Source organism: Thermococcus sp. M36 (assembly GCF_012027355.1).
Lineage (GTDB): Archaea > Methanobacteriota_B > Thermococci > Thermococcales > Thermococcaceae > Thermococcus.
This window is the reverse complement of the sequence record NZ_SNUH01000001.1, coordinates 1,148,561-1,160,739: the sequence shown is the minus strand read 5'-3', so window position 1 is coordinate 1,160,739 and position 12,179 is coordinate 1,148,561. Positions and strand designations below refer to the sequence as shown.

Below are 12,179 nucleotides of genomic sequence, written 5' to 3'. Positions count from 1 at the left end.
TGTTGAGTAAAGAGATGGAGCTTTTAAACCCTTCACTCCAAAAAAGTGGGGGGATGATGATTAAACCCGTTGCCGATAAAAGATGAGGAGAGGATCGACTAGCTGACTAGAGTTCGCCGCAGAGCTCTGCGAAGTTGCGGTATATATCCGCCCCCCTCTCCGTGTGAGCAACCTCAGGATGGAACTGGACGCCGTAGATGGGAAGGCTCTCGTGCTTCATGGCCTCAACGGGGCAGGTCTCGCTCCTCGCGAGGAGTTTGAAGCCCTTAGGTAACTCCTTCACCTCATCCATGTGGCTCTCCCAGACCTTGAGCCTCTCCGGAAGCCCACGGAAGATGTCGTTCTCCTCCAGTATCTCCACCTCAACGAGGCTGTATTCAGCTTTTTCACCCCTTCCGACCTTTCCGCCGAAGTGCTTCGCTATCAGCTGGTGCCCGAGACAGATTCCAAGTATCGGCACGTTGAATTCGTCGTAGTGCTCCAAGATAGCGGAGCAGTTGCCGGTCTTCTCGATGTCCGGACCGCCCGAGAAGATTATACCCTTCGGCTTCATGGCCTTTATCTCCTCAAGCGGCGTCGTGTTGGGGATTATCTTGGCCCCGACACCGAGATAGCGGAGCGTCCTCCATATCCTGTGGACGTACTGCCCGCCGTTGTCCATGATGATTATCATGTCACCACCTCACTCAAACTCTATCGTCGCCGGGGGTTTGTTGGTGATGTCGTAGAGCACCCTTCCAACCTCGGGTATCTCGCTCGTTATCCTGAAGGCTATCCTCTGGAGGACCTCGAAGGGAACGTTCATGGCATTGGCCGTCATGCCGTCGAGGCTCTCAACGACGCGGACAGCGATTGTTTCCTTGTAGGCCCTTATGTCGCCCTGAACTCCAACGGTTTTCACTCCCAGCAGAACGGCGAAGGCCTGCCAGGGTTTCAGTCCGGCCTTCTCGATCTCCTCCTCGACTATGGCATTAGCCTCTCTAACGATGGCGACCTTCTTCGGCGTAACTTCGCCGAGGACGCGGACGGCAAGGCCGGGCCCCGGGAAGGGCATGCGGTTGTATATCTTCTCCGGGAGGCCGAGCTCCCTGCCAAGTTCCCTGACCTCGTCCTTGTAGAGGTCGCGGAGCGGCTCTATGAGCTTGAGGTTAAGTCTCTCGGGCAGTCCTCCAACGTTGTGGTGGCTCTTGATTTTCCCCTTGCTCTCTATCCAGTCTGGAGCTATGGTTCCCTGGATGAGGAACTGGGCATCAATCTCCCTCGCGACCTCTTCAAACACCTCGATGAAGACCCTGCCGATTATCTTCCTCTTCTCCTCGGGGTCAGTGACACCCTTAAGCTCGCTGAAGAACCTCTCGCCGGCATCGACGTAGTGCAGGTTAAGCCCGAACTCGTCCCGGAAGGTCTTGACGACGAACTCCGGCTCGTTCTTCCTCATAAAGCCGGTGTTGACAAAGACCGCGTGGAGTTTATCGCCTATGGCCTTGTGAGCAAGCACCGCGGCAACGGAGCTGTCAACACCGCCGGAGAGTGCTATTATCGCCTTTCCATCGCCGACCGTTTCCCTAATCTCCTCAACCTTCTCCTCGATGAACCTCTCCCACATGAGCACCACCTTTTTGCCAACCATTCGGACGTCAATTTATAAACCTATCCGAGCGGGAATTAAACAGTTTCACGTCAAAATTTCGTCGAGCCTTTCCTCATCCTCAGCTTGCCTCAGCTCCATCGCTATCCTCCTTCCGGTGCTGACCGGATAATCATAGCGGAGCCAGCTGTAGGGGGAGCCGTGGACGAAGGGGTTCGTTCCAGCGACTATCCTGGCGGAAATCTCGAAGACGACGAACTCAAGCTCCTCGGTGAAGACTCCCTCCAGACAGAAGGGGCCCCAGAGACCGCCCATGAGCTCCTCGGCAGCTTTGACCGTCCTCTCCCCGGCCTCGATGACGTCCATCAGCAGGCTCTCGCGGAGGACTATCGGGATGTTGCCTATCACCGTGTAGTTGGTGTTGGGTTCAAGGGCAAGCTGCTCTTTGGCAGGGATCCTGCCTATCGCGTCGGCGTTTGACTCATACCTTCTATCAATGCTCATCAGCTCCAGCTCGCGATTGAGCTTCGAGTAGAAGTAGTGGGGGTAAACCGGAACGCCGAGGACGTACTCCTGAATCTGAATTCCCCCAAGGCTGTCCTTGTCCCTGACGCCAAGCCTCTCGGCCTTTCTCCAGAAGTCCTCGGGGCTCTTCGCCAGGAAGTAGCCCTTTCCGCCCTTCGCCCCGTGGGGCTTGACTATGACCGGCCCGTCTATGTCGTCTGGGTCCTCGTAAACCCTCGGAAGGCGAAGCTTCGCCTTCTCAAGCCACCTCCTCTCAAGCGTTCTGTCGTTCTCCCACTTCAGGACTTCTTTGTTGCCGTAGTAGGGAACCTTCATGCGCTCGACAAGCTCAATTCCGAGGTGGGCAACGAACGAGCCGGTTGGTATGACGACCGCGTCGAGCTCAAGGAGCTCTTCCTCGGGATAAGTTCCCTCGATGAAATGATCCGCCACCGGGAAGTATCTGGTGTAGAGGGGCCTAACGCGGGGGTTTCCGAAGGCTATCGTCTCAAAGCCCTCTCCCTTTGCTCCCTTCAAAATCTGAAGGGCCGAGTGTGAAGCGTAGGTCGCTATTCTCATTCCTCCTCACCCATCAGCTTGGGCAGGGACTCGTGGATTGCTCTAAGCTCTTCGAGGGGCTTTCGGAGGAGCTCCCTTTCGTCCCAGAGGAAGACGGCATCTTTTCCCCCTGCCTTTCCAATGAGGGCGAAGTCCCTGAAGATGGCAGTGAGCTCATCGAGGTTCTCCTCCGGGAAGGCCACGATATAGCGGGAGTGGCCCTCGCTGAAGGCGACCTCGATTGGGCTAGAAGTTTCGGCGGGAACCTTTGACAGGTCAACCACAAAGCCGCTGTTTCCGGTGATGGCCATCTCCCCCAGGGCAACGGCTATTCCGCCCCTGCTCACGTCGTGAACCGCTCTGACGAGGCCCTTCTTTATCGCCGTCAGGATTCCCTCGGCGTTGGCCTTCTCGGCCTCAAGGTCTACACGCGGGGCAAAGCCACCCTCGATGCCGAGCCTCGCGAACAGCTCCGAGCCGCCGAGTTCGGCCTTCGTTACCCCAACGACGCCTATGAGCAGTCCGCTGCTGAGCCCCATCTCAGGAATTTCCTCAAGCTTGACCTTTCCGAGGCCGGCAACGACAGGGGTCGGCTTTATCGGCCTGTCAACGACCTCGTTGTAGAAGCTGACGTTGCCGCTGACGTAGGCCAAGCCAAAGGCTTTAGCCGCATCCGCCAGACCCCTGACGGTCTCGGCGAAGCTCCAGTACACTTCGGGCCTCTCGGGCGAGGCGAAGTTGAGGTTGTCCACCAAGGCGAGAGGTTTAGCTCCAACACTCACCAGGTTTCTGACGACCTCTGCAACAGCGCCCATCGCCCCTTGGTAGGGGTTGAGGTAGCTGTGGCCGGGGTTTCCGTCGGCAACGAAGGCCAGGCCATACTCGTCGTTGAGCTTCAGAACGGCGGCATCTCTTCCGGGCTTAAGGACGGTCCTCCCCTGAACCTCGTGGTCGTACTGCTGCCAAATCCAGCGCTTGCTCATCACGTTGGGGCTCCCCCAGACGAGGTCGAAGGCCTTCTCAAAGGAAACGTCAGGGGTTTCGACATCCATTTCCAAGCTGTAGGGCCTCATCTCCCACTCTATTGTCGGAACGTCCGTGAGGAGTTCGATGGGTAGATCTGCAGCCTTCTCACCCATCCAGTATATCACAAAGCGCGGCTCCTCGATGACCTCCCCCACCACTGTCCATTCGAGGCCGTACTTCTCGAAGACCTTTCCGAGGGCATCAACGTCGGCTTCGCTAACCGCGAAGAGCATCCTCTCCTGGCTCTCGGAGATCATGACCTCGGCAACGCTCATCCCCGGCTCGCGGAGAGGAACGCGGTCAGCGTGGATTACCGTGCCGAGGTCCTTCTTGCCAGCCATCTCCGAGGCGGCGCAGGTGAGACCGCCGCCCCCGAGGTCTTTTAGAGCTTTAACTTTGCCGGTGTATACAGCTTCAAGAGTTGCCTCTATGAGGAGCTTTTCCGTGAAAGGGTCGGGAATCTGAACGGCAGAGCGGTCTTCCTCGGTGTCCTCACCAAGCTCCTCGCTCGCAAAGGTGACACCGTGAATGCCATCCCTTCCGGTTCTGTTGCCGACTAGGACGAGCTTCAGACCGGCTTCAGTTACGTAGCTGTGGACGAGATGTTCCGGCCTCATTATCCCGATGCAGGCGACGTTGACGAGGGTGTATTTATCGAGGCTCTCGTCAAACTCTGTCTCTCCACCAACGGTCGGGACGCCTATCCTGTTGCCGTAGTCGGCTATGCCCTTGACGACGTACTCGAAGAGGTAGCGGTTCCGCTCCTTCTCCAATGGCCCGAAGCGTATCGGGTCGAGGAGTGCTATTGGTCTTGCCCCCATGCAGAGGATGTCCCTCACTATTCCGCCGACACCTGTTGCCGCTCCGCCATAGGGCTCGACCGCGCTCGGATGGTTGTGGCTCTCGATTCCAACGACTACCCAGGTCTCGTCGTCAAACCTGATTATTCCAGCGTCCTCACCGGGGCCCAAAACCACGTGCTCGTTGCTTGTGGGCAAAAGCTTGAGCCACTTTCTGCTGGACTTGTATGAAGCGTGCTCGCTCCACATGACCTCAAGCATCGCCCACTCAAGTTCGTTCGGCTCCCTGCCGAGCCTTTCACGGATGAGCGTCTCCTCGTGCGGGAACATTTCCTCACCTCCTCGCCCACTCTACCATGCTCCTGAAGAGCCTCAGGCCGTCCTCACCGCCAAGAAATCTGTCGCTTGCCCTCTCCGGATGGGGCATCGTTCCGAGGACGTTGCTCCTCTCGTTGGCTATCGCCGCTATGTTGAGAACCGAGCCGTTGGGGTTGGCCTCCCCCGTGATGTTGCCCTTTTCGTCACTGTACTGGAAGACGATTCTGACCTTTGACGGGTCGTCTACGTAGTAGTTGCCCTCCGCGTGGGCTATTGGCATCCTTATGACCTCTCCCGGCTCGTAGAGAGAAGTGAATGGCGTCTCTACATCGGCAATCCTCAGGTGCACCCACCTGCAGAGAAAGCGCGGAATCCTGTTCGGCCTCAGTGCTCCCGGAAGGAGACCCGCCTCCGTCAGAACCTGAAAGCCGTTGCATATCCCGAGGACGGGTCTCCCCTCGCGGGCGAACTCCCTGACTTCCTCCATTATCTCCTGTCCCGCCGCTATCGCTCCAGCGCGAAGATAATCGGCGTAGCTGAAGCCGCCAGGCAAAACCACGCCATCGAAGTCCTTGAGGCTCGTTTTGTACCAGACACGCTCGGCCTCGGCACCGGCCTTTCTTATGGCCCTCTCGGTCTCGAAGTCGCAGTTGGTTCCCGGAAACACCACCACCGCAAAGCGAACCATCTCAGCTCACCGGTTCTACCCTGTACTCCCAGCTGTGGATCAGCGGGTTAGCGAGGAGCTTTTTGCACATCTCCTCCACTTCCCGCTCGGGCTCTTCGCTCTCCAGCTCGAATTCGAAGTACTTGGGAACGCGCAGGTTTTCTACCGCGTAGCCGAGGTTCCTGAGGGCGTTTCCTATGACCCTTCCTTCAGGGTCATTGAGGCCTTCCTTGAGGCGAACGACGACAGTAACCTTCCACCTCATTTCAACCACCTCACGTGACTACCTTCTCAAGCTCGTCGAGCTCTACGGCCCGTTTTATCTCAAGGGCAACTCTCCTTCCGGTGCTCATCGGCTTTCTCCAGAGGGCGTTTCCGTAGGGATGGCCCATCGCCATGTGGATGTTGGTTCCACCGCCGGTTCTCGGGGCGACGTCGTAGATGTAGAAGTTGAGATCCTTGTCAACGGCCGTCTGGAGGGTGAAGGGCCCGATTATTCCCGGCGGATAGTACTCCTGAGTCGCTTTTACATAGCGCTCGGCCATGTCGAAGACCTTCTCCAGAAGTGATTCACGGAGCGTTGAAGCCGCGTGGCCGGTGACGGTGTATTCAGGCTCGAACTGGTGCTCCGGCAAAGTTAACTGCTGGTGAGCGGGAAGCCTCACGTGGCCGTCCAAGCTCGTCTCAAAGCGCCAGTCGATTCCCAAAAGCTCAATCTCCCCATCTATCGGCGAGTAGAAGAAGTCGAAGTTGAAGACCGGGCCGATTATGTAGCGCTCGATTCTGGCCCTGGCGAGGTCTTCCTCGGTGATTACGCCGAGCTTGATGAGCTTCTCAGCCTTCTCGCGGAACTCATTGTAGCTTGCAGCAGTGAAGAAGCCGCGCTCAAGCCTCTTCTTCGCGTGCGGGAGCTTGACGATGACGAGGCCTACCTCATCTATCCCCTCAGGCTCAACAGGCTCAGGATAAGGCAGGCCGGCCCTCTCAAGCAGCCAGTAGTAACTCTTCTCCTCGCTCCTCTCCTCGCTCCGCAGCAGGTTCCTGCTCCCGAAGAGCGGAACTTTGAACTCGTTCTCAACCCTGTCGATGCCGGTGTATACAACAAAGGAGCGGTTCGGGACGAAGATGACGTTCCTCTTCACCAGCTCGTCCTGGATGTCTATTATCCGCCTGAACTTCTCCAGAACAATGACCTCGTCAATGAAGCCCTTGGTTAGGCCGTCGCGCGTTTTTCTCAGCTTGAAGTACTCGGCGTAGGTCCTGTGCCTGCCCATCTGGGCAACGACGAGAACCGGAAGGCCTTCCTCCTTTGCCCCGTCGGCTATGTCCAGGGCTGAATGGCTCCCGATGACTCCGACGGTTATCTTTTCGGGGTCGTATCTTTCAAGTACCCCCAAAATTTCCTCACGGCTTATCATCTCAACCACCTCAACAGGCATTGGGCTCAAACTCCTTCCCAAACCCCTTCATGATGCGTACCCGTTTCTCGACGCTCTCCCTAGTGCCGACGTCCCGCCTGTAGAAGAGCTCGCCCCTCACATGGCCGATGGCATTCTGGGCCATTTTCTCGGCCTCTTCAAGCGTTTCAGAGATTCCAACGACTGCTATGGCACGTGAGCCAAGGAGCGTGAAGCTCTCATCGATCGAGGCATAGTAGAGCCTTGCCCCGGCTTCGGCTATGGCCCCTTCGTTCACTTCGACCTTCACTCCCCTCACGGGGCTGACTGGATAGCCCTTTGGTGCGAGATACTTGACGACGGTGGCTTTGTTTTCGAACTCCGCTCCTTTCAGGTTGCCATCCACGATTCCCTCGGTTATCTCAAGCAGGCTCGTCTTGAGGAGCGGGAGGACGTTCATTGCCTCTGGGTCGCCGAAGCGGGCGTTGTACTCGATTATAACCGGGCCATCTCTGGAGAGCATGAACTGGCCATAGAGGATTCCCTTGTAGGGTGTTCCGTTCTTCCGCATGGCTTCAACGGTCGCCTTGAGTGTTTCAAGGGCCTTCTTGTAGTCCTCACGTGTGACAAAAGGGAGCAGGTGGTTCCCGCATGAGTAAGAGCCCATCCCTCCGGTTATCGGGCCCTTATCGTCCTCGTAGGCGTGGGGATAATCCTGGGCGAGGGGCATTGGAATGACCCTCTTCCCGTCGGTAAAGACCTGGAAGGTGAACTCGACACCGTCGGTTCTTTCCTCAATGAGAACCCTTCCCTCCTTCCTGATAAGCTCCTCGGCGTAGGCCTTGGCCTCGTCGTTGTCCCTCAGCTGGTAGCCGACGACCTTAACTCCCTTACCGCCTGTCAGGCCAAGAGGCTTCACAACGACGGGCTTTCCGAAGTCGTCTATCCACGAGCGCATCTCAGAAACGTCATCAAAGACGTGGAAGAGCTTCCTGCCGGGGATCTCGTACCTCGCCATGAGGGAGCGGGCGAAGGCCTTGTTGGTCTCGAGCTGTGCAGCTTCCCTAGTCGGCCCCACCGCAGGAATACCCTTCTCCTCGAAGACGTTTACGATTCCCTTCTCCAGGGGTGACTCAGGTCCTATGAACGCGATGTCAATTCCCCACTTCTCTGCAAACTCAAGAACTTTGGGAACATCGGTTTCCTTCGCGAGGCCATATTCCTTCGCCAGCCTTGCCAGCCCGGGATTTTTGTGCTTTGAAACGACATAGAGCTCAGCTCCGGCTCTAACGAGAGCTTTTCCTATAGCGTGCTCCCTGCCACCTCCTCCAACTAGCAGAATCCTCATGAGTTTCACCATTTATTTGTCAAAAACTTCAGTTTTTAAGCTTTGTTTTTACATTAAAATGGCAAAATTTATAAAGTGCCGCAGACAATTTCTTTCGGTGAAGCCCATGAAGGTGCTCGTGGTTATGGGAAGCAAGAGCGACTCCCATATTGCGGAGAAGGTGACCTCGGTTCTCGACGAGTTCGGAGTTTCCTATGACGTTGAAGTCGCCTCGGCCCACAGGAACCCGAAGAAGGTCGAGGAGCTTGCAAAGAAGGATTACGATGTGTTTATAGCCATTGCAGGTCTAAGTGCAGCTTTGCCCGGCGTGATAGCGGCCCACACACTTAAGCCCGTTATCGGCGTTCCCGTCTCAGCAAAGCTCGACGGCCTCGACGCCCTCCTCAGCATTGCCCAGCTACCCCCCGGAGTGCCCGTAGCCACAGTGGGCATAGACAACGGAAAGAACGCGGCGCTACTGGCGATCGAGATTTTGGCACTCCAGAACGATGAACTCAGGAAGAAGCTCGCGGAGTACAGAGAAAAGATGCGGGCATGAGCCCGCATCGTTAACGTGGGCTTATTCCACCCGCCCCATTATTTAATGGAAACTACTTATTCTAGCTCACACAATGGAACACTTTAACCGTTTTAAAGGTTTCCTTCTTTCATCGAACTGTTACAAAGTGTTAATCAACAGAATGCATCCTCTTCTCATAATCTTGAGAGTGCCAGCTGGAACTTCTGGTTCTTAGTTCGACAGAGTGTGCCACAATCTCGGCCCTCCTCTTGGCCTCCCCAACACTCCTATCCCACGCCAGCGCAACACCAAGCCTTCTCCCGGGATATGCTTCTGGCTTGCCGAAGAGCCTCACCGTCGCGTTCGGGACGCTCAAGGCCTTCACCAAACCGCGGAACCTTGGCGAGTATCCGGAGACGTTCGCCTTTATGACATGGGTTGCAGCTGGCGTAAGCAGCGGGAAGAGTCTGTAACCATCAGCCCACTTGCCTGGGACGGGAAGTCCAAGAACCGCCCTCAGATGCAGTCCGAACTCTGAAAAGCCGGTCGGGTGGGAGGCAAGCGTTACCATTCCAGTATCATGTGGCCTTGGAGATACCTCGTTGGCCCATACCCTGTCGCCCTTAACGAACATCTCCACACCAAAGAGCCCCAGTCCGCCGAGAACATCAGTGATGCGCTTCGCTATGCGGTAAACTTCGCGCTCGGCCTTCTCGCTTATCTCAGCGGGCTGCCAGCTGGCGTGGTAGTCGCCGTCTATCTGGTAGTGGCCGACCGGTTTGGGGAAGGTGGTAACTATTTCACCGTTCTCGTCAAAGTGCCTCACAGCCAGCTCGGTTATCTCGACGTCAAAGTCTATGTGCTCCTCGACTATGATTTTCTCCGCGCTGCCGCGGGCCTTTTTCTTGGCCTCCTCCCAGGCCTTCGGGACGTCCTCTGGGCCTTTCACAAAGTAGGAGCCCTTTCCAGAGGAGCTCATTATGGCCTTGGTGTGGCAGGGGTAGCCTATCTCCTCGCAGGCATCGTATAGCTCGTCGAGAGTCGTGGCGTAGGCGTAGCGTGACGTCGGAACTTTAGCCTCTTTCGCGAGAGTTTCCCTCGTCCTCTCGCGGTGCATCGCTATCCACGTCGCCTTTGCATTCGGGACAACGAAGTAGCCATCCTTCTCAAGCTCGAAGAGGGCGTCGAGGTTTATGGCCTCTATCTCCGGAATTATCGCGTCAGGCTTCTCCCTCTCCACAACATTCCACAGGAAGTCCGCGTTCTTCATGTCGCCGACGTAGGAGCGGTGAGCGACCTGCATGGCCGGGGCGTTGGCGTAGCGGTCAACGGCGATAACTTCCACACCGAGCCTCTGGGCCTCGATGGCTATCTCCTTCCCGAGCTCGCCGCTCCCGAGGAGGAGTATCTTTTGAGCGGAGTCCGTCATAGCGGTTCCAAGCTCGTCACGGAGCTTAATCATGGGCACCACCTCAAAGTTTGACGTTAAAATGTCAAAATTTGCAAGTATTTAAGCCTTTTTAAGCAAGAAAATGGCAAATCTTTTAAGCTCCTCCACGAACCAGCCAGTGGTGGTACTCATGCTGACCTATGCCCAGGCGGGAGTCGATGATGAAAAGACCTCAAAGGCCCTGAAGGGAATAATCTCGCTTGCAAAGGCGACCTTCGAGTCCAGGCGGGGAAAACTCGGCGAACCGAGCGGGATTGGCCACTACGCGGCGCTGATGGACTTCGGAAGCTTTTACCTGACCATGACCACGGACGGAGTTGGCACAAAGGTGCTCGTTGCTGAGGCCGTTGGAAAGTTCGACACCATAGGAATAGACATGATAGCGATGAACGTGAACGACCTGCTATGCGTCGGTGCAGAGCCCGTTGCACTGGTCGATTACCTGGCCGTTAAGGAGCCGGACGAGGGAGTCTTCAGCGAGATAGCGAAGGGCCTCTATGAGGGGGCAAAGCAAGCGGGAATAGCCATAGTGGGCGGCGAAACGGCTGTAATGCCTGACTTGATAAACGGCTTCGATTTAGCCGGAACCGCCATCGGTGTCGTCGAGAAAGACGGAGTAATAACGGGCGAGAAGATAAAGCCCGGAGACGTGGTCCTTGGAGTTTCCAGCTCAGGGATACATTCAAACGGCCTAACCCTTGCCAGAAAGCTCCTCATCCCGAAGTACGGGCTCGACTACGAGTACGAGGGCAGAAAGCTCTGGGAGTGGCTCCTGGAGCCGACGAGGATTTATGTGAAGCCAATCCTCGAGCTTCTGGAGAGCGTTGAGGTGCACGGTCTGGCCCACATAACAGGCGGAGGGCTTCTCAACTTAAAGCGCCTGACGGATTATGGCTTCTCCCTCGAGATGCCTCCTGTTGACGGTATCTTCAGGCTCATCCACGAGAACGGCGTACCGCTGGAGGAGATGTTCCGTGTATTCAACATGGGCGTTGGGATGGTGGCGGTCGTGCCCCGGGAAGAGAGGGACGAGGCCATTGAAGTCCTCAACCGTTGCTTCGAGAGCTTCGATCTCGGGGTCGTCACGGAGGGGCCCGGCGTAAGGGTGGAGAACTACGGAGTAACGCTTTAAACTCCAGTCCCAACTTTTTCCGGTGATCCAATGGAACTGACCGTCAAAAGAAAGGCCTTTCTTGAGGAACTCCCAGAGGTCGTCGCAGGAGCAGTTGAGGAATATGGGCTAAGACTAAAGAGGATAGAGATAAAAGAGGATAAGAAGGGCTGCTACACGGTTCTCATAACCTATGAGAGCGAACTGCCCGTAAGGCGCTCGTAGAGCTCCTCGTAAGCTTTAACGAGGTCGCCCTTATCAAACCTGAAGACGTCCTTGTCGAGACTCCTCCCGGTTTCGGCGTCCCAGAAGCGGCAGGTGTCAGGGCTTATCTCATCCCCAAGGACTATCTCTCCACGCTCGTTCTTCCCGAACTCAAGCTTGAAGTCTACCAGGATGATGCCTTTCTCTTTGAAGTACTCCCTCAGGATTTCGTTCACCCTCAGGGCTATACGTTCCATCTCCCTTATCTCCTCCTCGCTTATCCCCAGAACCCTCGCGTGGTATCGGTTTATCATCGGGTCGTGGAGGGTGTCGTCCTTGTAGTAAAGCTCCACTATCGGCTCTCGGAGCTCGGTGCCCTCCTCAAGGGGGAGACGCTTTTTCAGGCTTCCGGCAACGACGTTCCTGACGACTACCTCCACCGGGTACATCCTCAGCTTCTCGACTATTAGCCTGTTGTCACCCGCGACTCCGATGAAGTGGGTCTTTATCTCGTTCCTCTCAAGCACTTTGAAGAGGTAGGCGCTTATCTGGGCGTTCAGCCAGCCCTTTCCCCTGAACCGGGCCTTCTTACCCCCGTCGAAGGCGGTAGCATCGTCCTTAAACTCCATAACAACCTTTCCATCGTCGAGGGGGATGATCCTTTTAGCCTTGCCTTCGTATACTTCCATAGGCTTCACCATTTTTCTGT

General features: G+C 56.3%; 13 protein-coding genes. 3 read left to right on the top strand and 10 right to left on the bottom strand.

Translation table 11 applies throughout. The features are described from left to right. Positions 1-106: 106 nt before the first annotated feature. The 8 genes from E3E36_RS06380 to purD all read right to left on the bottom strand — a co-directional run bounded on the left by E3E36_RS06380 (position 107) and on the right by purD (position 8,206). Complete coding sequence (locus E3E36_RS06380; protein WP_167894418.1) at positions 107-673, bottom strand: GMP synthase subunit A; 567 nt, start codon at positions 671-673, stop codon at positions 107-109. A 9-nt stretch (positions 674-682) separates the two neighbouring features. Then, on the bottom strand, positions 683-1,606 hold the full coding sequence (gene guaA, locus E3E36_RS06375) for a glutamine-hydrolyzing GMP synthase (RefSeq protein WP_167894849.1): 924 nt from the start codon (positions 1,604-1,606) through the stop codon (positions 683-685). Between the two features lie 69 nt (positions 1,607-1,675). Continuing rightward, on the bottom strand, positions 1,676-2,671 hold the full coding sequence (locus E3E36_RS06370; RefSeq protein ID WP_167894417.1) for a formate--phosphoribosylaminoimidazolecarboxamide ligase: 996 nt from the start codon (positions 2,669-2,671) through the stop codon (positions 1,676-1,678). Next, complete coding sequence (gene purL, locus E3E36_RS06365) at positions 2,668-4,806, bottom strand: phosphoribosylformylglycinamidine synthase subunit PurL (protein WP_167894416.1); 2,139 nt, start codon at positions 4,804-4,806, stop codon at positions 2,668-2,670. The genes E3E36_RS06370 and purL overlap by 4 nt, the downstream gene beginning before the upstream one ends. Positions 4,807-4,810: 4 nt before the next feature. After that, the gene (gene purQ / locus E3E36_RS06360) at positions 4,811-5,482 is read right to left on the bottom strand and encodes a phosphoribosylformylglycinamidine synthase I (protein WP_167894415.1); all 672 of its coding nucleotides are present in this window, start codon (positions 5,480-5,482) and stop codon (positions 4,811-4,813) included. Position 5,483: 1 nt separating this feature from the next. Beyond that, positions 5,484-5,726, bottom strand: coding sequence for a phosphoribosylformylglycinamidine synthase subunit PurS (gene purS, locus E3E36_RS06355; RefSeq protein ID WP_167894414.1), 243 nt, complete (start codon positions 5,724-5,726; stop codon positions 5,484-5,486). Positions 5,727-5,736: 10 nt separating this feature from the next. Continuing rightward, positions 5,737-6,879: a formate--phosphoribosylaminoimidazolecarboxamide ligase family protein gene (locus tag E3E36_RS06350; protein WP_167894413.1), complete on the bottom strand. Its 1,143-nt coding sequence runs from the start codon at positions 6,877-6,879 to the stop codon at positions 5,737-5,739. A 10-nt stretch (positions 6,880-6,889) separates the two neighbouring features. Next, entirely contained in the window at positions 6,890-8,206 is a 1,317-nt protein-coding gene (gene purD, locus E3E36_RS06345) for a phosphoribosylamine--glycine ligase (protein WP_167894848.1), read from the bottom strand. Between the two features lie 106 nt (positions 8,207-8,312). Between purD and purE the strand changes: the two genes are divergently transcribed. Beyond that, positions 8,313-8,744: a 5-(carboxyamino)imidazole ribonucleotide mutase gene (purE, locus tag E3E36_RS06340; protein WP_167894847.1), complete on the top strand. Its 432-nt coding sequence runs from the start codon at positions 8,313-8,315 to the stop codon at positions 8,742-8,744. Positions 8,745-8,874: 130 nt separating this feature from the next. Here purE and purT read toward each other — a convergent pair whose 3' ends face one another. After that, positions 8,875-10,167, bottom strand: a complete 1,293-nt coding sequence (gene purT / locus E3E36_RS06335) for a phosphoribosylglycinamide formyltransferase 2 (protein ID WP_167894846.1) — start codon at positions 10,165-10,167, stop codon at positions 8,875-8,877. Between the two features lie 118 nt (positions 10,168-10,285). Here purT and purM point away from each other — a divergent pair, with 118 nt between their 5' ends. Together purM and E3E36_RS06325 are read left to right on the top strand one after the other, a co-directional pair. Further along, positions 10,286-11,287, top strand: coding sequence for a phosphoribosylformylglycinamidine cyclo-ligase (gene purM, locus E3E36_RS06330; RefSeq protein ID WP_167894845.1), 1,002 nt, complete (start codon positions 10,286-10,288; stop codon positions 11,285-11,287). Between the two features lie 30 nt (positions 11,288-11,317). Beyond that, complete coding sequence (locus E3E36_RS06325; RefSeq protein WP_167894412.1) at positions 11,318-11,491, top strand: hypothetical protein; 174 nt, start codon at positions 11,318-11,320, stop codon at positions 11,489-11,491. Here E3E36_RS06325 and purC read toward each other — a convergent pair. Next, positions 11,458-12,159, bottom strand: a complete 702-nt coding sequence (purC, locus tag E3E36_RS06320; RefSeq protein WP_304940812.1) for a phosphoribosylaminoimidazolesuccinocarboxamide synthase — start codon at positions 12,157-12,159, stop codon at positions 11,458-11,460. The genes E3E36_RS06325 and purC overlap by 34 nt on opposite strands. Positions 12,160-12,179: the final 20 nt, after the last annotated feature.